Source organism: Streptomyces sp. YKOK-I1, from assembly GCF_054660435.1.
In genome coordinates this window covers 8,914,848-8,936,625 of record NZ_BAAGDR010000001.1, presented here as the reverse complement: position 1 = coordinate 8,936,625, position 21,778 = coordinate 8,914,848, and the positions used below count along the sequence as shown (strand labels likewise).

Annotated in this window: 15 protein-coding genes; 6 read left to right on the top strand and 9 right to left on the bottom strand. The window is 73.0% G+C overall.

The window, feature by feature from the left end:
* Positions 1 to 35: 35 nt before the first annotated feature.
* The 9 genes from narI (ACYQ8Q_RS39720) to ACYQ8Q_RS39680 form a co-directional block, all read right to left on the bottom strand.
* Positions 36 to 809 carry a respiratory nitrate reductase subunit gamma gene (narI, locus tag ACYQ8Q_RS39720; RefSeq protein ID WP_460071627.1) on the bottom strand — a complete coding sequence of 258 codons (774 nt, stop codon included), beginning with the start codon at positions 807 to 809 and terminating at the stop codon, positions 36 to 38.
* On the bottom strand, positions 806 to 1,468 hold the full coding sequence (narJ, locus tag ACYQ8Q_RS39715; protein ID WP_460071625.1) for a nitrate reductase molybdenum cofactor assembly chaperone: 663 nt from the start codon (positions 1,466 to 1,468) through the stop codon (positions 806 to 808). The genes narI (ACYQ8Q_RS39720) and narJ (ACYQ8Q_RS39715) overlap by 4 nt, the downstream gene beginning before the upstream one ends.
* The gene (gene narH / locus ACYQ8Q_RS39710; RefSeq protein WP_460071623.1) at positions 1,465 to 3,153 is read right to left on the bottom strand and encodes a nitrate reductase subunit beta; all 1,689 of its coding nucleotides are present in this window, start codon (positions 3,151 to 3,153) and stop codon (positions 1,465 to 1,467) included. The genes narJ (ACYQ8Q_RS39715) and narH (ACYQ8Q_RS39710) overlap by 4 nt, the downstream gene beginning before the upstream one ends.
* A gap of 1 nt (position 3,154) precedes the next feature.
* Positions 3,155 to 6,910 (bottom strand): nitrate reductase subunit alpha, encoded by a 3,756-nt coding sequence (locus ACYQ8Q_RS39705; RefSeq protein ID WP_460071622.1) that lies wholly within the window; start codon positions 6,908 to 6,910, stop codon positions 3,155 to 3,157.
* 65 nt (positions 6,911 to 6,975) lie between these two features.
* On the bottom strand, positions 6,976 to 8,016 hold the full coding sequence (locus ACYQ8Q_RS39700) for an Acg family FMN-binding oxidoreductase (protein ID WP_460071620.1): 1,041 nt from the start codon (positions 8,014 to 8,016) through the stop codon (positions 6,976 to 6,978).
* A 124-nt stretch (positions 8,017 to 8,140) separates the two neighbouring features.
* Complete coding sequence (locus ACYQ8Q_RS39695; RefSeq protein ID WP_460071618.1) at positions 8,141 to 8,587, bottom strand: hypothetical protein; 447 nt, start codon at positions 8,585 to 8,587, stop codon at positions 8,141 to 8,143.
* Positions 8,587 to 11,214: a multicopper oxidase domain-containing protein gene (locus tag ACYQ8Q_RS39690; RefSeq protein ID WP_460071617.1), complete on the bottom strand. Its 2,628-nt coding sequence runs from the start codon at positions 11,212 to 11,214 to the stop codon at positions 8,587 to 8,589. Before ACYQ8Q_RS39690 ends, ACYQ8Q_RS39695 begins: the two co-directional genes overlap by 1 nt.
* 15 nt (positions 11,215 to 11,229) lie before the next feature.
* The gene (locus ACYQ8Q_RS39685; protein WP_460071615.1) at positions 11,230 to 12,468 is read right to left on the bottom strand and encodes a TIGR04053 family radical SAM/SPASM domain-containing protein; all 1,239 of its coding nucleotides are present in this window, start codon (positions 12,466 to 12,468) and stop codon (positions 11,230 to 11,232) included.
* 285 nt (positions 12,469 to 12,753) lie between these two features.
* Positions 12,754 to 13,263: a hypothetical protein gene (locus ACYQ8Q_RS39680; protein WP_460071613.1), complete on the bottom strand. Its 510-nt coding sequence runs from the start codon at positions 13,261 to 13,263 to the stop codon at positions 12,754 to 12,756.
* A gap of 396 nt (positions 13,264 to 13,659) precedes the next feature.
* Here ACYQ8Q_RS39680 and ACYQ8Q_RS39675 point away from each other — a divergent pair, with 396 nt between their 5' ends.
* The 6 genes from ACYQ8Q_RS39675 (at position 13,660) to ACYQ8Q_RS39650 (ending at position 21,770) form a co-directional block, all read left to right on the top strand.
* Positions 13,660 to 17,361 carry a nitrate reductase subunit alpha gene (locus ACYQ8Q_RS39675; RefSeq protein ID WP_460071612.1) on the top strand — a complete coding sequence of 1,234 codons (3,702 nt, stop codon included), beginning with the start codon at positions 13,660 to 13,662 and terminating at the stop codon, positions 17,359 to 17,361.
* 1 nt (position 17,362) lies between these two features.
* A complete protein-coding gene (narH, locus tag ACYQ8Q_RS39670; protein WP_460071611.1) occupies positions 17,363 to 18,889 on the top strand; it encodes a nitrate reductase subunit beta in 1,527 nt (508 codons plus the stop codon).
* Positions 18,886 to 19,662, top strand: a complete 777-nt coding sequence (gene narJ / locus ACYQ8Q_RS39665) for a nitrate reductase molybdenum cofactor assembly chaperone (protein ID WP_460071609.1) — start codon at positions 18,886 to 18,888, stop codon at positions 19,660 to 19,662. Before narH (ACYQ8Q_RS39670) ends, narJ (ACYQ8Q_RS39665) begins: the two co-directional genes overlap by 4 nt.
* A complete protein-coding gene (narI, locus tag ACYQ8Q_RS39660; RefSeq protein WP_460071608.1) occupies positions 19,659 to 20,399 on the top strand; it encodes a respiratory nitrate reductase subunit gamma in 741 nt (246 codons plus the stop codon). Before narJ (ACYQ8Q_RS39665) ends, narI (ACYQ8Q_RS39660) begins: the two co-directional genes overlap by 4 nt.
* A complete protein-coding gene (locus ACYQ8Q_RS39655) occupies positions 20,396 to 20,998 on the top strand; it encodes a vitamin K epoxide reductase family protein (RefSeq protein ID WP_460071607.1) in 603 nt (200 codons plus the stop codon). Before narI (ACYQ8Q_RS39660) ends, ACYQ8Q_RS39655 begins: the two co-directional genes overlap by 4 nt.
* Before the next feature lie 190 nt (positions 20,999 to 21,188).
* On the top strand, positions 21,189 to 21,770 hold the full coding sequence (locus ACYQ8Q_RS39650) for an Rv1733c family protein (RefSeq protein WP_460071605.1): 582 nt from the start codon (positions 21,189 to 21,191) through the stop codon (positions 21,768 to 21,770).
* The last annotated feature ends 8 nt before the right edge of the window (positions 21,771 to 21,778 follow it).

Sequence of the window (21,778 nt, the reverse complement as noted above, 5' to 3'; positions counted from 1 at the left end):
CACCGAGATCTGTGTCACGCCGCTTCGGCGCGCACTCACACCGACCCGTCGCGTTCCCAGCCGCGCCGTGGTGGGCGGGTGCCCAGGCGGGGATCGCGGCTGCGGTAGACGATGTAGGGGCGGGTCAGGTAGCCCAGGGGTGCGGTGAGCATGTGCACCAGGCGGGTGAAGGGCCAGGCCGCGAAGAGCAGCAGGGCGCTGAGGGCGTGGAGCCGGAACAGCACCGGGGCACCGGTCATCAGGCCGGGGTCGGGCCGGAGGGCGAAGAGGGAGCGGAACCAAGGGGAGATGGTCTCACGGTAGTCGTAGCCCTCGCCGACGACGTTCGCGGCCACCGTGGCGGACAGGCCGAGCACGAGGGTCGCGCTGAGGGAGACGTACATGGCCTTGTCGTTGCGGGTGGTGGCGGAGAAGACCGGGCCGACGGTGCGGCGCCGGTAGATCAGGACGGCCAGTCCGCCCAGGGTGGCGACGCCCGCGACCGTGCCGAGGACGACCGCGCCGATGTGGTACGTGTGTGCGCTGATCCCGGCCGCCTCGGTCCAGCTCTTGGGCACGACGAGACCGCCGATGTGGCCGAGGAGCACGACGAGGATGCCGAAGTGGAACAGCGGGCTGCCGATGCGCAGCAGACGGCGTTCGTAGAGCTGGGAGGACCGGGTGGTCCAGCCGAACTTGTCGTAGCGGTAGCGCCAGACGTGGCCGAGGACGAAGACGGCCAGGGCGACGTAGGGCAGGACGACCCAGAGCAGGATGCCGCCGGTGCCCGCCTCGGCCGCCAGGGGGAGGGGGTGCGCGGGAGCGGTCACCGGGGACCTCCTACGACGGGGTCGGGCAGGAGGACCGGGGAGGCGTACGGGTCGAGGCCCACCCGTTCCTCGGGCGGGCCCTGCGCGGCGAGACGTCTCACCGCCTCGTGTTCGTCTCCGGCGAGCGGCGGCAGCGTGGCCGAGACCGAGTCCAGTACGGCGGCCCAGGGCGAGCCGTCCTCGGTCAGGGCCAGGCGCAGCAGTTCCAGGCCGGCGCGGTGCTCGGTGAGCAGGCGGTGTCCGGCCTCCGGGTCGGTCCCGGCGAACTCGAGGACGACGGCGAGGTGGTCGGGCAGTTCGTCGTCGCCGAGGCGCCATCCGGCCGCGGTGTAGGTCTGCTTCAGCCGCAGCAGGGCGAGGCCGCGCTTCCTGGTGTCGCCGTGGGCGTAGTACGTCAGGTAGAGGCAGCAGCGCTTGCGGTGGTCGAAGGTGGCCACGTAGGCGGCGGCCAGGTCGGCGGTCGGCGTCCGCCCGGCGTGGGCGGTGAAGCGGAGCAGGGGGGCGGCGACCGGCTCCGGGAGGGCGGCGGCAACCCGGTCGGCGAGGGCCGCGCGCTGTTCGAACCGCTCGTCGGGGTAGGCGAGCAGCAGGGACTGGGCCTGCCAGGCGTGGGAGTGCCAGGGGGCGGTGCGGACGGTGCGTGGGGTCTTCAGTCTCATGGCTTCGGTCCGGCCTCCTCGTCGCTGCCCCTGCCGGCCTGTTTATCCGGGAACAGGCCGGGTGGGGAGCCCTTGCCGTCCCAGTTGAGGAGGTTGACGCGGCCGGCCTTGTCGGTGGGGGTGGCGGGGGTGTCGGAGGTCTGGCGCTCGCGCAGGGCCCGGAAGTTCTCCACCGCGACAGGGGCGGCGCCGCCGGACGTCTCGCCGAAGGGGCCGGAGCCTCCCATGCCGGGGCCGCCCTCGTAGTCCAGGCTGCACTCGGTGGCCAGTTCCTCGAGCCGGTGGGCCTGTTCGGCGTGGGCCGGCGGGATGACGTACCGCTCGTCGTACTTGGCCAGGGCCAGGAGCCGGTACATGTCGTACATCTGTTCCTCGCCCATGCCGACCGCCTCGGGGATGGCGGCGTCCGGCTCGCGGCCGAGGTTGATGTCGCGCATGTAGGAGCGCATGGCCGCCAGGCGGCGCAGCACGGCGTCCACGGGGGCCGGATCGCCCGCGGTGAACAGTCGGGCGAGGTAGTCGACGGGGATGCGCAGGGCCTCGACGGCGGCGAAGAGGTTGCGGTGGTCCTCGGCGTCCTCGCCGGTGGTGCGGACGGCGTCGGCCACCGGGGACAGCGGGGGGATGTACCAGACCATGGGGAGGGTGCGGTACTCCGGGTGCAGCGGGAGGGCCACCTTGTAGGTGTTGATCAGGGCGTGCACCGGGGAGCGCCGGGCGGCCTCGATCCAGTCCCGCGGGATGTCCGCCCGTTCCGCCGCGGCGACGACCTCGGGGTCGTGCGGGTCGAGGAAGACCTGCCGCTGTGCCTCGTACAGGTCCGTGTCGTCCGGGGTGGAGGCGGCTTCCAGGACACGGTCGACGTCGTAGAGGACGAGGCCGATGTAGCGCAGCCGGCCGACGCAGGTCTCGGAGCAGACGGTGGGGAGCCCGACCTCGACCCGGGGGAAGCAGAAGGTGCACTTCTCGGCCTTGCCGGTGCGGTGGTTGAAGTAGACCTTCTTGTACGGGCAGCCCGTGACGCACATCCGCCAGCCGCGGCAGCGGTCCTGGTCGACGAGGACGATGCCGTCCTCGGTGCGCTTGTAGATCGCGCCGGAGGGGCAGGAGGCCGCGCAGGACGGGTTGAGGCAGTGCTCGCAGATCCGCGGCAGGTAGAACATGAAGGTCTGCTCGAACTCCAGCCTCACCTTCTCCGCGACCTGGTTCAGCACCACGTCCTGCTCGCCGGTCGCGGCCGAGCCGCCGAGGTCGTCGTCCCAGTTCGCCGACCAGGCGATCTTCATGTCCTTGCCGGTGATCAGGGACCGGGGGCGGGCGACCGGGGTGTGCTCCTGGAGCGGTGCGTTCGTCAGGGTGGCGTAGTCGTACGTCCAGGGCTCGTAGTAGTCGTCGAGAGAGGGCAGCACCGGGTTGGAGAAGATCTGGATCAGCTTCTTGAACCGGCCTCCGGCCTTCAGCGCGAGGTTGCCGCGCCTGTTCAGCTCCCAGCCGCCGCGCCACCGCTCCTGGTCCTCGTAGCGGCGCGGATAGCCCTGGCCGGGCCGGGTCTCGACGTTGTTGAACCACACGTACTCGACGCCGGTGCGGTTGGTCCACGCCTGTTTGCAGGTGACCGAGCAGGTGTGGCAGCCGATGCACTTGTCGAGGTTCATCACCATCGCCATCTGGGCCATGACACGCATGTCAGTACGTCACCTCCTGATCGGTACGGCGGCGGATCACCGTGACCTCGTCGCGCTGGTTGCCGGTCGGGCCGAGGTAGTTGAAGGCGTACGACAACTGCGCGTAGCCGCCGATCAGATGGCTGGGTTTGATCAGCAGCCGGGTAAGGGAGTTGTGGATGCCGCCCCGGCGGCCGGTCGTCTCCGTGCGGGGGACGTCGATCAGGCGGTCCTGGGCGTGGTGCATGTGGACCGTGCCCTCCGGCATGCGGTGCGAGACGATCGCGCGGGCGGCGACCACGCCGTTGCGGTTGACCGCCTCGACCCAGTCGTTGTCCGCGACGCCGATCTTCGCCGCGTCCCGGGTGCTCATCCAGATCGTGGGCCCGCCCCGGGAGAGGGAGAGCATGAACAGGTTGTCCTGGTACTCGGAGTGGATCGACCACTTGTTGTGCGGGGTGAGGTAGCGCACGGTCACCCCGAGTTCGCCGATGTCGCCGATCCGGGGCTCACCGAACAGGGCCTGCATGTTCAACGGGGGCCGGAACACGGGGAGTTGCTCGCCCAGCGCGGCCATCCAGTCGTGGTCGAGGTAGAAGTGCTGCCGCCCGGTGAGGGTGTGCCACGGCTTGAGGCGCTCGACATTGACGGTGAACGGCGCATAGCGGCGCCCGCCCGTCTCCGATCCGGACCACTCCGGGGAGGTGATGACCGGCACGGGCGCGGCCTGGGTGTCCGCGAAGGTGATCCGCCTGCCCTCGTGCTCGGCGGCCAGATCGGCCAGCCGGGTGCCGGTGCGGGCCTCCAGGGTGCGGAAGCCCTGGGTCGCCAGCCGGCCGTTGGTGGTGCCCGACAGGGCCAGGATCGCCTCGCAGGCGTGCACGTCGCGGGCGATCGACGGCCGTCCGTCGGCCGTTCCGCCGCGTACGGTGCCGTTCTTGTGCCGGAGGTGGTCCAGCTCGCGCTCCAGCTCGAAGGTGACGCCCTTGGTCGTGGCGCCCAGGCTGTCCAGCAGCGGGCCGAGCGCGGCCATCTTCTCGGCGACGGCACCGTAGTCACGCTCGACGGTGACCAGCTTGGGCATCGTGCGGCCGGGCACGGGTTCGCACTCACCCGCCCTCCAGTCGCGCACCCTGCCGTGCGGGTTGGCGAGTTCGTCCGGGGTGTCGTGCAGCAGCGGGGCGGCCACCACGTCCTGGCGTACGCCGAGATGTTCCGCGGCCTGGCGGCTGAACTCCCCGGCGAGGGTGTGGAAGGCGTCCCAGTCGGTACGGGTCTGCCAGGGCGGGGCGATCGCCGGGTTGAAGGCGTGCACGAAGGGGTGCATATCGGTGCTGGACAGGTCGTGCTTCTCGTACCAGGTCGCGGCGGGCAGGACGACGTCGGAGAAGACGGTCGTGCTGGTCATCCGGAAGTCCAGGGTCAGCAGCAGGTCGAGCTTGCCGGTGGGGGCCTCCTCCCGCCACTTCACGTCCTTCGGCCGGGCCCCGGGCGGCGCCTCCGTGGCGCGCACGGACGAGTCGGCGCCCAGCAGGTGCTTCAGGAAGTACTCGTCGCCCTTGGCCGAGGAGCCGAGCAGGTTGGCCCGCCACACCGTCAGGACACGCGGGAAGTTCTCGGGGGCATCGGGGTCCTCGCCCGCGAACCCCAGCCGCCCGGCCCTGAGTTCCGCCACCACGTGCTCACCCACGGCACGCCCTGCCGCCTGCGCCTCGTCGGCCAGGTCGAGGGGATTGCGGTCGAAGGTCGGGTACGACGGCATCCAGCCCAGGCGGGCCGACTGCGCGATCACGTCCGCCGTGGACTTCCCGGCGAAGGGGCCGCCCGCACCGGCCGCGGCGAGTGTGTCGGCGGAGAAGGGGTCGTAGCGGAACTGGTCGCTGTGCAGGTACCAGTACGCCGTCTGGATCATCTGCCGCGCCGGCCGGTTCCAGTCCGCGGCCGTCGCGATCGCCGAGTACCCGGTGAGGGGGCGCACCTTCTCCTGGCCCACGTAGTGCGCCCAGCCGCCGCCGTTGACGCCCTGGCAGCCGGTCAGCGTGGTCAGCGTCAGGAACGCCCGGTAGATGGTGTCGGAGTGGAACCAGTGGTTCGTCCCCGCCCCCATGATGATCATCGAGCGGCCGCCGGACTCCTCCGCGTTGGCCGCGAACTCCCGGGCGATCCGGGTGGCCTTCCCGGCCTCCACTCCCGTGACGGCGGCCTGCCAGGCGGGCGTGTACGGCTCGGTGGCGTCGTCGTACGAGGCGGGCCACGCGCCGGGCAGACCCTCGCGGGCCACGCCGTACTGGGCCAGCAGCAGGTCGTACACCGTGGTCACCCGGCGTCCGGCGATCCGTCTGACCGGCACGCCGCGCCGCAGCCGGCCGGCGCTGCCGTCGGGGGCGTCGAAGCGGGGCAGGACGACGGCGACCGGTGCCTCGTCGCCGCCCTCGGCGGAGAGCAGGGGCCGGATGCCGCCGAGGTCCAGGTTCCAGCGGCCGGCGCCCGCGTCGCCGTACCGGTCGCCGAGCGTGCCGTTGGGCACCACGGGCCGTCCGGTGGCCGCGTCCAGCAGCACGGTCCGGAACTCCGCGTGCTCGGCCGCGGCCGCCTCGCCGCCGAGGTCGGCGGCGGTCAGGAACTTGCCCGGCGTGTACGTGCCCGGCTCGCCCCCGGCCTGCCCCTCGGCCTGCCCCGCGGCCTCCCCCTCGGCCTCGTCGAGGGTGACCAGGAAGGGCAGGTCCGTGTACCGCTCGACGTAGTCGGTGAAGTACGGCGTCCGCCGGTCGACGAAGAACTCCTTGAGGATCACATGCCCCATGGCCATCGCCAGTGCCCCGTCGGTGCCGGGCTGGACCGCGAGCCACTCGTCGGCGAACTTCACGTTGTCCGCGTAGTCGGGTGACACCGCGACGACCTTCTGGCCCCGGTAGCGGGCCTCCGCCATCCAGTGGGCGTCGGGGGTGCGGGTCACCGGCAGATTGGAGCCCCACATGATCAGGTAGCCGGCGTCCCACCAGTCCCCCGACTCCGGTACATCGGTCTGGTCGCCGAAGACCTGCGGGGAGGCGACCGGCAGATCGGCGTACCAGTCGTAGAACGACAGCATCACTCCGCCGAGCAGCGAGTAGAAGCGGGCCCCGGCGGCGTGGGAGACCATCGACATCGCCGGGATCGGCGAGAAACCGGCGAGCCGGTCGGGGCCGTACTCCTTGATGGTGTGCACGTGTGCGGCGGCGACCATCTCGACCGCCTCGTCCCAGCTCGCCCGGACGAGGCCGCCCCTGCCGCGGGCTCGCTTGTAGCGGCGCGCCTTCTCCGGGTCGGAGACGATGTCGGCCCAGGCCGCCACCGGGTCGCCCAGCCGCGCCCGGGCCTCCCGGTACATCTGGAGCAGCACGCCGCGCACGTAGGGGTGGCGGACCCGGGTCGGCGAGTACGTGTACCAGGAGAACGCCGCCCCGCGCGGACAGCCGCGCGGCTCGTACTCGGGGCGGTCCGGGCCGACCGAGGGATAGTCGGTCTGCTGGGCCTCCCAGGTGATGATGCCGTCCTTGACGTACACCTTCCACGAGCACGAGCCGGTGCAGTTCACCCCGTGCGTGGAGCGGACCACCTTGTCGTGCGACCAGCGGTCCCGGTAGAACTCGTCGGCCCGGCGGCCGCCCGAGCGGTGCAGGGTGCGCAGGTCGTCGGAGACCTCCGCCCGGGTGAAGAACCGGCGGCTGCGCACCAGCGCCTCCGTCAGCTCACCGTCCAGGCCCGCCGCCCGTGTCCGGTTGGTTTCGGTGCCCACCGCGCCACCCCGTCCCGGGCGCGCGGGCCCGTTCGAGTCGTGCTCCAGTCCGGCCGCGAACGACTCTACGCGCGGACCTCCTCGGCCGCTTGCCGCTTGTCGGCGCCGGCGGACGGACCGGCCCCTCCTCCGTCGGCGTGGGCGCAGTCCGCGGACGCGCGGGGCGTGGCGGCGCCGTCCGGGCCGTAGCCGAAGCGGATCATCACCTGGGGGCAGCACCGGTGCCGCGATCCGGCCGTCGCCGCCCGCAGGTCCGGCCACTCCATCGCCTGGTGCAGCATCGAGGTCCGCACCCCGTGCGCGGTCGCCGTGAGCAGCACGCGCTGGAGCGCCTGTCCCGCGCGCAGCCAGTCCTCCGGACGGTCGTGGGACGTCCACAGCAGGGCCACCTGGACGTGCCGTTCGAAGGGCAGGGTGGGCAGCCGTGGCGCGGGCACCGCACCGACGAAGTCGCGCACGGGCACCCGCCCGGAGGCGTCCCGCGGCCCCAGGGCCGTCACGGGAATGCCGTAGGAGGTGCGCGTTCCCGGGGCGGTGAGCCAGGTGCGCGCCTCGGACGCGCGGGCCGGGTGCACGGCGTTGCGGGACTCCGCCGCCGCCGTCAGGCGCAGCAGGCGCCGGGTCGCCATGATGTCGGGAACGTCCAGGTGCGCGCCCTCGGCCCGGGCGGCGCCGGTCATCTCCTGCACGATCGCGTCCGGCACACTGCGGCCGGTGAAGGGCATCCGGCTGGTGTGGCGTCGCTCGATCTCCCCGTACAGATCGCGCACCGGCGACTGCCCGGCCGCTGCGGTGCCGGTCAGCTGCACCGTGGCCAGGAGGTCGGGATCGTCCGCGGTGGCACACAGCCGGACGACGGGCTCCCAGCCCAGGTGCTCCGCGGCCACCCTGAGGTTGAGGACGGCGGCGCCCACGGAGAGGTACTGGGCGCGCCGCCCGGGATCGGCCGCCGGCAGCTGTCGCTCCCGGTCGACGCGGACCAGGATCGATCTGCTGTCCGGGTCCAGGCCGAACCGCCAGGGCTGTGTGTTGTGGATCGACGGCGCGGCCACCGCCGCGGCCAGCAGGGCCTGGACGGCCGGGGCGTCGACTTCCCGGGTGTGCATCACGGCTCCTTCACCAAGTTGCCTTCCGTTCCGTCAACTCTGCGCCGCCGTCCGCTCCGGGAGGAGGGTTGACCGGTCCCTGCCGCGGGCCGTGCGGCCTCGATCGCGGGCCGAGTGGTCCGGCTCAGGTCGTGGGCAGGGCCGTGGCGAGCAGGACCACGCCCAGTGAGGCGGTGAGCGAGACGACCGCCAGAGCGCGGGCCAGGTCGGAACGGCCCTTGGCGTGGGCGATGCCGTGTCCGGCCGCCGCGAGCATCACCACCGCGAACAGGGCGAGTTTGGTCGCGAGCGTACGGCCGTAACCGGGTTCGGCGAGGGAGGCCCAGGTGACGCCCCGGTGCCAGGCCATGGCCCAGCCGGTGGCGAGCTGTACCGGCAGGAACACCGCCCCGGTCAGCAGGCCGAACCGGCGGCCGGCCGCGGCGGTGAAGCGGTCCTTGGCCTCCGGGGCGAGGAGGTGGCGGGCCAGCGGCAGGACCACCAGGGAGAGGGCCAGCTGGCCGCCGACCCACAGGGCCGCGCCGGCCACGTGCGCGAACCGCACCAGGGACCACCAGCCGACGGTGTCCACTACCCGCTCACCTCCACCATGCCGTGCGCTCCGGCCCCGGCGTGACGCATGTCGTGGTCGACGAACGCGTAGTGACCGGCCTCGGGGAACGTCGTCTCGACGAACCCGCCCTGCGCCGTGGCCAGGTCCAGCACCTGGGCGCCGCCCGGGTCGCCGGGCCTCAGCAGGTAGGCGCCCTCCTTGTACACGGTGTCGAAGACGGTCCCGACGACATGGAAGGCGATGCCGTCGCTCGGACCGGCCGCGACCACCCAGAACCGGACCCGCTCGCCGACCCTCACCTGCAGGGGCCGCTTCGTGTACTGGTTCGCGACGCCGTTGAACACCCAGGCGTCCGGGGTGTTCTGACGCATCTTCGCCACCTGGGCGGTGCTGCCGGGCGTACCGAGGTAGAGCTCGGAGGAGACCAGGACGTACGAGTGGTCGGCCTTCGCCAGGCCCGGCGGGTCGATGACGACTGCGCCGTACATGCCGTTGCCCAGGTGCTGGAGCATCGGCGCGGTGCTGCAGTGGTACAGCCAGGCTCCGGCCCGCTCGGCACGGAAGCGGTAGAGGAGGCGCTCGCCGGGCCGGATCGTGCGCATGGGCCGGTCGGGGGCGAGGGATCCGGCGTGGAAGTCGATGCCGTGGCCCATCTCCTGGTCGTCGTTGACGAGGGTGACCTCGAAGACGTCGCCCACCGTGCCGTGCAGGGTGGGGCCGGGTGCGGTGCCGCCGAAGGTCCACATCTGCTGCTTCACCCCCGGGGCCACCTCCACCGTCGTACGGGCGGCGTGCAGTTCGACCTTGTGGACCGTTCCGCCGGGCGCGGGGGCCAGGGCGGCGTCGCGTGCCCGCCAGCCGGTGGAGAAGTCGGCCGAGAGGTCGAGGGCGGTGTCGTCGGCGGCCGAGGTGTGTCCCCCGTGTGCGCCGCCGGCGGTGGCCGTGTCCTCGCTCACGACGATGTCCAGGGTCATCCCGGCGGCCCGGTGGCCCGGCAGGGTGCACCATGCCGCACGGTTCCCGGTGACGGTGCCGAGGTCGAGTACGCGGGTCGCGCCCTTGGCGAGCATCGGGGTGGCGGGGCCGTTGTCGACCTTGAGGTCGTGGCGCTGGGCGTCGGTGTTCGTGACCTTCAGCCGCAGCGCGGTGCCCGCGGCGACCTCGATCCGGGCCGGGCGGATGCGCATGTCGGTCAGGGTGACGGCGACCGTGCGGGAGGTCCCGGCGCCCGCACCCGCCGTCGCGGCGGTGCTCGTCCCACCGCTCGTGCCGCCGCTCGTGCCGCCGCCGCTGTTCGCCACGAGCACGGCCAGCACGGTCACCACGGCGCCCGCGGCGGTGCCCCACAGGACGGGACTCCTCCAGGTGGCGGTCCCGTGGTCCGGCTCCCGGAGGAGTCCCCGGCCGCTGCGCGCCAGGACGCACACCACCTGCGCGAGGAACGCGACCCCGCCCGCTCCGGCCAGCAGCATGCCCGCCGTACCGAAGGGGGCGGGCAGCGGGAGCGCGAGGAGGGCCACGCCGATGTTGAGGGCGACGAGCCGGGGCACCCAGCCCCGTTCGAGCACCGCCCGCAGCGCGGCCCGTTCCCTCGGACCGGTGGACAGGACGATGGGCAGCAGGTAGGTGAGGGCGCCGACGAGGACCTGCGCGACGAGCCCGATGAGCAGCACCGGGACCAACGAGCCCAGGGCGTCCGCGAGTTCGGGGAGCGGCCGGGCCGCCAGCAGCACCAGGTCCACGGTCACGCCGACGAGCAGCCAGCCCGCCGCGGCGGCCAGCGTCCACGCGGCGGCGGCCGAGATCGCGGGCCGTCGGCGTACCGTCCGCGCGCACAGGTGGGCCGCGAGGGCGACGCCCACGGTGTAGGCGGCGACACCGGCCACGGCGGCGGAACGCAGGCCGGCCGCCAGTCCGGCGACGGCGATGAGCAGCCCGCCCCCGGTCAGCACCAGCACCCGGCGCGCCAGCAGGGTGGTGCGCTCGGCCATGCGCACGCCCAGCACGGTGGGCCAGAGCATGAACAGCGTGCCCAGCACGGGCAGTCCGATCCAGCCGAGGAGGGTGACGTGTACATGGGCCAGCCGCAGCGCGGTGTGGTGCCCCGGCCCGGCCCGGCCGGTGGCCAGCAGCCAGCCCAGCACCGCACCCACGGCCAGGGCGGCCGCGGCGGCCCGGTAGTAGTCGGCGAGGGGGGCGAGCCGTCCGCCCAGCGCGCCCCGGCCCATCCGGACCAGGACCACCAGGTGTGCGCCGATCGCGGCGACGAGCAGCGCGCAGCCGGCGCCGGTCAGGACGGCCCGGTCGGTCCACACGCCGGTGAGGACGCCGACGACGCCCGCGTTGACGCCGGCCAGCCGGGCGGCGCTCCAGCGCCGGCCGGGCTGCGGGGCGTGCAGCATGGCCACGGCGAAGTGTTCGCTCCACACCACGACGGCGGTGGTGGCGGCGCCCAGCAGGAAGAGGTGGACGGCCAGCCAGCGAGCCACCGGAGTCTGCTGGGCTGCGGCCGCCGTCAGCGCGAGCACCGCCCAGGCCGCGACCAGGAGATGGGCGGCGAGATGCCGCCCGCGCAGGCCGGACGCCTTGAATCGAGAGGGCGGGGGCCCGCCCCCGACGGCCGGGTCGTCGTTCTTGCGGTACATGGTGCTCCTCGCCGCCTACGGGGCGGTCGGGCGGGGACGGACGGGCGGCTCGGTGCCGGTACCGCCGCCCAGCAGGGCGGCCAGTTCCCGCTGGTGGGGGAAGGACCCGGGGACGTAACCGCACCAGGGCTCCTCGGCGTACGGGTCACCGGTGACGCCGTACGCCCGCGACCGCGAGCCGCCGCAGACCCGGCGGAACTCGCACGCCCCGCACCGGCCGCCCAGCCGGCCGGGGTCGCGCAGGCCGGTGAACAGCTCCGCGGTGCGGTAGATCTCGGTCAGCGGTGTCGCGCGCACGTTGCCGGCGCCGAGGGGCAGGAAACCGCTCGGGTGCACGGTGCCGGTGTGCGAGACGAAGACGAAGCCGCGGCCGGCGTTGACGTCCAGCGGCGGGCGACGCACCCGGCGCACCCCGGCGTCCAGGCCCAGCTCGGCGGCCCGCTCGCGCAACTCCCGGTACAGCGGGCCGAGTCCGAGCACCGCCGCGTGGTCGTCGCCGGTGGCAGCGAGGATCCGGCGCTGGAGGGCGACCCGGCGGAAGTGGTGGGCCTCGGTGGTCTTGGCGGGCACGGTCAGGCCCATGTCGTACACGAAGTTGAGGAGGTCCTCCACCTCGCCCGTGGTCAGCGCGCCGAGACCGCGGCCGCGGCCCGTGGGCACCAGGAAGAAGGCGCTCCAGAGCATCGCCCCGTGCTCGGCGACCAGGCGGACGACATCGGGGAGGTCGTGCAGGTTGTGCCGGGCGACCGTGGTATTGATCTGCACCTTCATCCCGAGGGCGCGGGCGGTGTCCCAGGCGTCCAGGGTCCAGCGGAACACCCCCGGGACCCCGCGGAAGGTGTCGTGGATCCCGGCGGTGGAACCGTCCAGGCTCAGCGAGAGCCCGACCGCGCCCGCCGCGTGCACCTCCCGCAGCCGTTCGGCGGTGAGGGTCGGCGTACCGGACGGGGACACCGCGACCCGGACGCCCGCCTGCCGGCCGTGCGCGACGAGTTCGGTCAGGTCGGGTCGCTGGAACGGGTCGCCGCCGGTGATCACGAACAGCGGGGCGGGCTGCCCGAAGGCGGCCACCTGGTGCAGCAGGTCCTTGGCGGCGGCGGTGTCCAGCTCACGCGGGTCGCGGTCGGGCACGGCCTCGGCGCGGCAGTGCAGACAGGCCAGCGGGCAGGCGCGGGTGGACTCCCAGATGACGATGAACGGCCGTTCCCCGGCGTCGTGCCGCTGACGCCGGACGGCATGGGCGGCGGTGCTCATCGCGCGGGCCTGCCCGGCGTGCTGAGGCTGTGTCCGGCCGCCCTGGAGTCGGGGCAGACGAGGCGGGCGGCCGGACGGTGACCGGGCCGGACCGTGCGCGGCGCCCGCCGCGAGCGACAGCGGTGGGATCGGCCCTGAGGGTGGTCGATGGGGTCGTGCACGGGTACCTCCGGTTCGGTCGCCGTCAGCATCCACCGGCGGCGGTGGTCGGCGCGGCGGCCGATGGGCTTCTTCCACGGGGCCGAGGGTCCCTGCGCCAGGCCGGCGCCGGGGCCGGACGGGCCGTCAGCGGCGGTTCGGGGTGCGCGGGGCCAGGGTGTTCGCCGTCGCCACCAGGGCGACGCCGAGGCCGGTCAGCGCGGCGCCCAGGCCGGTGACCAGGGTCGTGAGGTGCCAGGCCTGGTAGGCGGACATCAGGGAGGCGCGCAGGGACTGGCCCATGAAGGCGGTCTGGCGCAGTCGGGAGAGCTTCTCGTCGTCGCCGCCGGCGGCGTGCAGCTCCGCCGTGATCTCGGCGTAGGTGCGGCCGCCGGTGGCTTGGGTGAGGTTGCCCTGGATGAACTCGGCGTAGGCGTGAGCGTCGGGGCCGCTCTCCACGCCGCGGCCGGCGTGGGCGGCGAGATCGGCGGGCAGGCCGTGCCGGGGGAAGGTGATCTTCTGGGCGGCCAGTTCGGCTCGGATCTCCTTTCGGCCGCCGCGGCCGCGCAGCACCATGACCGGTCCGGCGACGGCGAGGGCCGTACCGACCGCGGTGAGCAGGACGCGGGCGCCGGTCCGGCGGTGCGATCCGTCCATGACGTGTCTTCCTTCTTTCCTGGTTCCTCTGGTGCGGGAACGGTCGAGGCGGTCGCGCCTCGGAGGGTAGGGGCCGCGTCCGGCCGTGGTGGAGGGCCGGACGCGGGATCGGGCCGGGCGCCGCGCGCCACGCGCCGTGTGCGCTGCGCCCGGGCGGCCGGGGACGGGGAATCGGTCGTCCGGGCGGGCACGGAAGGGCGGTCGTGCACAGGGGCGTCCGCGGTCCGATCGGGGCCCAGCATGCACGGAAGACCGCCTGCGGCCACCCGGCCGACCGGGTCCCGCCGCCAGGGCCGTTGGGCCCTGTCTCGGCCGGCCGGAGAGGGCCGGAAGGTCTTCGGGCAGGGGCCGCCGGCCCCAGGTGCGGAAGGGGGCGCGCCCCCTAGCGTTCCGGCCATGGAGAACGATCAGAACGCAGGGCGCCGGGAGCCGCACGCCGGTGAGGGCTGGCCGCTCGCGGCCCGTCGGCTGCTCACGCGCCGCGAGGTGTCGGCGGACGGCCGCGCGGTGTTCGGCACGGGCGATCCGCACTGGGAGGGCTTCTACCGGGACCGGTGGGCACACGACAAGGTGGTCCGCTCCACGCACGGGGTGAACTGCACCGGTTCCTGCTCGTGGATGGTGTACGTCAAGGACGGCATCATCACCTGGGAGCACCAGGCCACCGACTACCCGTCGATCGGCGCCGACTGCCCCGAGTACGAGCCCCGGGGCTGCCCGCGCGGCGCGTCGTTCTCCTGGTACACGTACTCCCCCAGCCGCGTCCGCTACCCGTATGTGCGCGGGGCGCTGCTGAAGCTGTGGCGCGAGGCCCGGGGGCGGCTCGGCGACCCGGTGGCGGCCTGGGCCGAGATCACCGGTGACCCGGCGAAGGCCCGCGCCTACAAGCGCGCCCGGGGCAAGGGCGGTCTGGTGCGCGCCGACTGGGACGAGGTGGCCGAGCTGGTCGCCGCCGCCCAGGTCCACACCGTGAAGACGTACGGCCCCGACCGCGTCGCCGGCTTCTCCCCGATCCCGGCGATGTCGATGGCGTCCTTCGCGGCCGGCGCCCGGTACACCTCGCTGATCGGCGGCACGCTCCTGTCCTTCTACGACTGGTACGCCGACCTGCCGGTCGCCTCGCCGCAGGTCTTCGGCGACCAGACGGACGTACCGGAGGCCGCCGACTGGTGGAACGCGGGCTATCTGATCATGTGGGGGTCCAACATCCCCGTGACCCGTACGCCCGACGCGCACTTCCTCACCGAGACCCGCTACAACGGCACCAAGGTGGTCGCGGTCAGCCCCGACTACGCGGACAACGTCAAGCACGCCGACGAATGGCTCGCCCCGCACCCGGGCACGGACGGCGCGCTGGCGATGGCCATGGGGCATGTGATCCTGCGCGAGTTCCTCGTCGACCGCGAGGTGCCGTACTTCCAGGACTACCTGCGCAGGTTCACCGACGCCCCGTTCCTGGTGGCGCTGCGCGAGCACGGTGAGAACGGCCTGGTGCCGGCCGGGTTCCTGACCGCGGCCGATCTCGGACAGGAGACGGAACACGCCGAGTCGAAGACCGTGCTCCTCGACGCGGCCACCGGCGAACCGGTCGTGCCGAACGGGTCGCTCGGCTTCCGCTGGACGAAGACCGACCCGGGCCACTGGAACCTCGATCTGGGCGACACCGTGCCCGAGTTGAGCCTGCTCGGCCGGGCGGAGCAGTCCGTGGCCGTGTCCCTGCCGCGCTTCGACGAGGGCGGCACCGAGGGCGGCTCGGTCATGGTGCGCGGGGTGCCCGTGCGGCGTGTCGGCGGACGGCTCGTCACCACCGTCTTCGATCTGATGCTGGCCCAGTACGGGGTGGAGCGGCCGGGTCTGCCGGGCAGCTGGCCGTCGTCGTACGAGGACGCCTCCGAGCCCTACACCCCGGCCTGGCAGGAGACGATCACCTCGGTGCCGGCCGAGCAGGCGGCCCGGATCGCCCGGGAGTTCGCCCGCAACGCCGAGCGCACCCACGGCCGGTCCATGATCGCGCTCGGCGCCGGCACCAACCACTGGTTCCACTCCGACACCATCTACCGCGCCTTCCTGGCCCTGCTCACCATGACCGGCTGCCAGGGCGTCAACGGCGGAGGCTGGGCGCACTACGTCGGCCAGGAGAAGGTCCGCCCGGTCACCGGCCAGCAGCACCTGTCGTTCGCGTTCGACTGGCAGCGGCCCACCCGGCACATGGCGGGCACCTCGTACTGGTACCTGAACTCCGACCAGTGGCGGTACGAGGCGTTCGGGCCCGAGGAGCTGGCCTCCCCGCTGGGGGAGGGACGGTTCAAGGGCAAGGGCTTCGCGGACTGTCTGGCGCAGGCGGTGCGGCTGGGCTGGACGCCAGGACACCCCGGTTTCAACCGCAACCCGCTCGATCTGACGGACGAGGCGGCGCGGGCCGGCCGTCCGGTCGCCGAGCACATCGTCGACGAACTGAAGTCGGGGCGGCTGCGGTTCGCCGTGGAGGACCCCGACGACCCGGCCAACTTCCCGCGCGTGCTGACGGTGTGGCGGGCGAACCTGCTGGGCTCCTCCGGCAAGGGCAACGAGTACTTCCTACGGCATCTGCTGGGCACCGACGCGGCGGTCCGCTCCGAGGAGACCCCGCCCGAGGGCCGCCCGAAGGACGTGGTGTGGCGGGAGGAGGCCCCCGAGGGCAAGCTCGACCTGCTGGTCTGCATGGACTTCCGGATGACGTCCACCGGTCTGCTGGCCGACGTGGTCCTGCCGGCGGCGACCTGGTACGAGAAGGACGACCTGTCGAGCACGGACATGCACCCCTTCGTGCACGCCTTCACCCCGGCCATCGCGCCGCCCTGGCAGGCCCGCACCGACTACGACACCTTCCTGACGATCGCCGACCGGTTCAGCGAGCTGGCCGCCGAGCACCTCGGCACCCGGACCGACGTCCTCGCGGTGCCGCTGCTGCACGACACCCCCGACGAACTCGCCCAGCCGGGCGGGGTGGTGCGGGACTGGAAGGACGGCGCGTGCGAGCCGGTCCCCGGGCGGACCATGCCGAAGCTGGTCACGATCGAGCGGGACTACACGGCGGTCGGGCAGAAGATGCGCGCCGTGGGCCCGCTGCTCGACACCCTGGGCACGACCACCAAGGGCGTCACCGTCCACCCGGACCAGGAGATCGAGGACCTGCGGCACCGCAACGGCACCGTCCGGGACGGCGTCGCCGCCGGGCGGCCCTCGCTCGCCACCGCGAGCGACATGTGCGAGGCGATCCTCGCGCTGTCCGGCACCACCAACGGCCGCCTCGCCACCGAGGGTTTCCGGGAGCTGGAGCGGCAGACCGGCAGCGAGGGTCTGGTCGAGCTGTCCGCCGAGCGCGAGGCGGAGCGGATCACGTTCGCCGACACCCGCACCCAGCCGCGCTCGGTGATCACGTCGTACGAGTGGTCGGGCTCGGAGACCGGCGGACGCCGCTACTCGCCGTTCGTCATCAACACCGAGCACAAGAAGCCCTGGCACACCCTCACCGGCCGGCAGCACTTCTTCGTCCAGCATGACTGGATGGCCGAAATGGGCGAGCAACTCCCGGTCTACCGGCCCCCGTTGAACACCCCCCGGCACTACGGCGACGAACACCTGCACGACAAGGACCGCGCGGAGGTCACCGTCCGCTATCTGACCCCGCACTCGAAGTGGTCGATCCACTCGAACTACCAGGACAACAAGTACATGCTCGACCTGTCCCGGGGCGGACCGACGATCTGGATGTCCACCGCCGACGCCGAGAAGATCAGCGTCCAGGACAACGAGTGGATCGAGGCGTACAACCGCAACGGTGTCGTCGCCGCCCGGGCGGTGGTCACGCACCGGATGCCCGAGGGCACCGTGTACATGTACCACGCCCAGGACCGCACCGTGAACGTGCCGAAGACCGAGGTCAGCGGCCGGCGCGGCGGCATCCACAACTCACTCACCCGGCTGCTGCTCAAGCCCACCCATCTCGCGGGCGGCTATGCGCAGTTCACCTACGCCTTCAACTACTACGGCCCGACCGGAAACCAGCGCGACGAGGTCACCGTCATCCGCCGTCGCTCGCAGGATGTGGAGTACTGACATGCGCGTGATGGCTCAAGTGGCGATGGTGATGAACCTCGACAAGTGCATCGGCTGCCACACCTGCTCGGTCACCTGCAAGCAGACCTGGACCAACCGCACCGGCGTCGAGTACGCCTGGTTCAACAACGTCGAGACCAAGCCCGGCGTCGGCTACCCGCGCCGCTACGAGGACCAGGAGCACTGGAAGGGCGGCTGGATGCTCGACAAGCGCGGGCGTCTGGTCCTGCGCTCCGGCGGGCGGATCAAGCGGCTGCTGTCCCTGTTCTCCAACCCCGACCTGCCGTCGATCGAGGACTACTACGAGCCGGTCACCTACGACTACGACAACCTCGTCAGCGCCCCCGCCGGGAAGGACATCCCGGTCGCCCGCCCCCGCTCGGTCCTCACCGGCCGGCCCACGGCCATCACCTGGGGCGCCAACTGGGAGGACGGCCTCGGCGGAGCGCCCGAGAACGCCGGGGCGGACCCCAACCTCAGCGGGGCGTGGGCGGAGCGGGTGAAGTTCGAGTTCGAGCAGACCTTCCTCTTCCATCTGCCCCGGCTGTGCGAGCACTGCCTCAACCCGGCCTGTGTGTCGGCCTGTCCGTCCGGCGCGATGTACAAGCGGGTCGAGGACGGGATCGTCCTGGTCGACCAGGACCGCTGCCGGGGCTGGCGGATGTGCGTGACGGCGTGCCCGTACAAGAAGGTGTACGTCAACCACGCCACCGGCAAGGCGGAGAAGTGCACCTTCTGCTTCCCGCGCATCGAGGCCGGTCAGCCCACCGTCTGCTCCGAGACCTGCGTCGGCCGGCTGCGCTACCTCGGTCTCCTCCTGTACGACGCCGACCGTGTCGGCGAGGCCGCCGCCACCCCCGACGAGCACGACCTGCTCGACGCCCAGCGCGGTGTCTTCCTCGACCCGCACGACCCCGGGGTCCGCGCGGCCGCACGGGAGTCGGGCATCCCCGAGGACTGGCTGGACGCCGCCCGCCGCTCCCCCGTGTACGACCTGGTCATGCGCTACAAGGTGGCGCTGCCGCTGCACCCGGAGTACCGCACCCTGCCGATGGTCTGGTACGTCCCGCCGCTGTCCCCCGTGCTCGACGCCGTCGACGCGGCGGGCGGGAACCAGGACGACCCCGACCATGTCTTCGCCGCCGTCACCCGGCTGCGGATCCCGCTGGAGTACCTGGCGGAACTGTTCACCGCGGGGGACACGGACGTCGTCGCCGGTGTGCTGATGAAGCTCACGGCGCTCCGCTCCTACATGCGGGAACGCACCCTCGGCGAGGCGGGGGACGAGACGGTGCTCGAGGCCGTCGGCCTGACCGCACGCGAGGCGGAGGACCTGCACCGGCTGCTCGCGGTCGCCAAGTACGCCGACCGGTACGTCGTCCCCGCCGCCCACAAGGAGGACGCGGCGGCGCTGACCGCCCTGGAGAACCGCTGCCCGGTCGAGACCCCGGGCGACGCCGCGCCGCGCAAGATCATGCTCGGCCTCCCCACCCTGCGCCGCGACACCACCGCCGGAGACCACCGATGAGCCCGCTGCCCGCAACCCTTCCCGCCCTGGTCCGCACCCGGGTCCGGGCCGCCGTGCGCCGCCCGGCCCGGCTCACCCCCGAGGAGACCGCGGGCCGGGCGCTGACCCTGCGGCTCGTGTCGCTGCTCCTCCAGTATCCGGACGCCGAACTGACGTCGGCCCGCACCGAGTTGACCACCGTGGTGGCGGCCCTGCCGGCCACGCCCGCGGCGGAGCACCTGGCCCGGTTCACCGGCTGGTTCGCCGCCCAGGAGCCCGAGGCACTGGAGCGGCACTACGTCGAGATGTTCGACCTGCGCCGCAAGAGCAGCCTCTACCTCACGTACTACCTGCACGGCGACACCCGCCGCCGGGGCATGGCCCTGCTCACCCTCAACCAGCGCTACCGGGTCGCCGGCTGGGACACCGACGGCGGTGAACTTCCCGACCACCTCCCGGTCGTGCTGGAGTTCGCGGCGCTGGCCGGCCCCGGCGGCGGCGAGGCGCCCCTGCGCCAGCACCGGCGCGGGCTGGAGCTGATCCAGCGGGCGCTGACCGACGCCGACTCGCCGTACCGGCATGTGCTGGCCGCGCTGCTCACCCTGCTGCCGCCGCCGACCGAGGCGGACCGGGCGGCGGTGGCCCTGCTCGTCGCCGAGGGCCCGCCGAACGAGGACGTCGGCCTGGACCCCTACGGCACGTACCCCGCCTACGGCAACGGCGAGTTCGCCCCGCCGGACACCTTCGTCCCGCCCCTCACCGCCCCGGCCAGTCATGAAGAGGACCCGCGATGAACGATCTGCTGCTGTGGGTCGCCGTGCCCTACGTATGCCTCGCCGTGTTCGTCGCCGGGCACGTGTGGCGCTACCGGCACGACCAGTTCGGCTGGACCACGCACACCAGCCAGCTCCTGGAACACCGCTGGCTGCGCTGGGGCAGCCCGCTGTTCCATCTGGGGGCCTTCATGGTGATCGCCGGGCATGTGGCGGGGCTGGCGATCCCGGCGTCCTGGACCGAGTCCGCCGGGATCAGCGAACACGCCTACCACACGACGGCCGTCTGGGCGGGTTCGGTGGCGGGGCTCGCCATGGTCACCGGGCTGGGGATGCTGTGCGCCCGCAGGCTGCTGACCCGGCGGATCCGTCTCGGCACCGACCGCAGCGACAAGGTGCTCTTCCCGCTGCTGTCCGCCACCGTCCTGCTCGGCATCACCGCCACCGCCGCCCACAATGTGTTCGGCCCCGGGTACGACTACCGCTCCACGGTCTCGGTCTGGTTCCGGGGGCTGTTCGTGCTCCAGCCGCAGCCCGAGGCGATCGCCGGGGCGCCGCTGCTGTTCCAGTTGCACGCCCTGACCGCCTGTCTGCTCTTCGCGGCCTGGCCGTTCACCCGGCTGGTGCATGTCTGGAGCGTCCCGGTCGGCTATCTGGTCCGGCCGTACCTGGTCTACCGGCGGCGGGCCGCACCGGCATCGGCCCAGACACCCGGAGGCCGGACCTCGTCGGCCTCCGCCCCGCGACGAGCCGCATGAGCCACGGCCCCGCGCTCGCGGTGTGCGGCAGCCGCCGTACCGGATGGGTGATGGTCCTCAGCGGGATCGCCGGCTGGCTGGCCTCCTTCCAGCTGGCCGTGGACGACTGGCGGCTGCTGCGCGACCCCGCCTACCGGCCGCCCTGCAACATCAGCCCGGTCGTGAGCTGCGGCAGCGTCATGTCCAGTGCGCAGGGCAGCGTGTTCGGCTTCCCCAACATGCTGCTCGGCCTGGGCGCCTTCGCCGCCGTGACCGCCCTGGGCGCCGCCGTGCTCTGCGGGGCGCGCCTGCACCGCCGGCTGTGGCTCGCGCTGGACGCGGGAGCGCTGCTGGGGGTGGTGTTCACGCACTGGCTGATCGTGCAGTCGCTGTACGAACTCCACAAGATCTGCCCCTACTGCGCCGTGGTCTGGACCGCCACCATCGCCCTGTTCTGGTACGTCACCGTGCACTGCCTGGAACAGGGAGTCGTCCCCGTGCGCCGGGGCGTCCTGGAGGTGGTCCGGGACACGCACGGGATGCTGCTCGCCGCCTGGTACGGGGTGATCGCGCTGCTCGTGCTCACCCGCTTCTGGCCGTACTGGAGCAGCCTGCTGTAGCCGGCAGACGCATGACACGAGACATCGGTGCCGGCAGAGTTCGACGACGTACCGCCCAGCGGCACTTCGGCCGCCGACCGGGCCGACCGGCCCTGTGGTACGTCCCGTTCGGCCTCTGCCACCATCGAACGCCGATCCGTCACCGTAGAGAGGTCACGGTCGGGCACATCGCGCACGGAAGGATGCACACATGCCGAAACACGTGGGCAGGGTGTGGTTCTGGCGCTGGCGGCGCAACCCGCTGCGGCGGCGCTCCGACGTCGCCGAAGCATGGCTCGGCGCCGCGGCGGTGGCGACGCTGCTGCTCACGGTGCCGGTGGTGGGCGTGACGATGGCCGACGTCGGCGAGCGCTCCGCCCTCGACCAGGCGCGGGGCCTGCACCACACCACCGCACACCTCGCCGAGGACGCGCCCACGACACCGGCACGGTTCCGCGGGACGGCGGACGCGTGGGTGCGGGCGGCCGTGCGGTGGACCGGGGCCGACGGCTCGTCCGTGACGGGTGAGGCCCAGGTGGCCTCCGGCAGCAAGGCGGGCTCCCCCACCACGGTGTGGCTCGACGACACGGGCCGCGTCCGTCCCACCCCGCCCACCCCGGCCCAGGCGAGGTCCCAGGGCGCGGCCCTCGGCGCGACCGCCGGAGCGGGCGTGGGCCTCCTGGTCGCGGGCGGCTGGTGGGCCGCCCGGATCCGGCTGGACGTGCGTCGCAGGGGCCAGTGGGAGCGGGCCTGGACCGAGTTCGACGCCGACCGGGGCCATCGGCACGCGTAGGGCGCGTC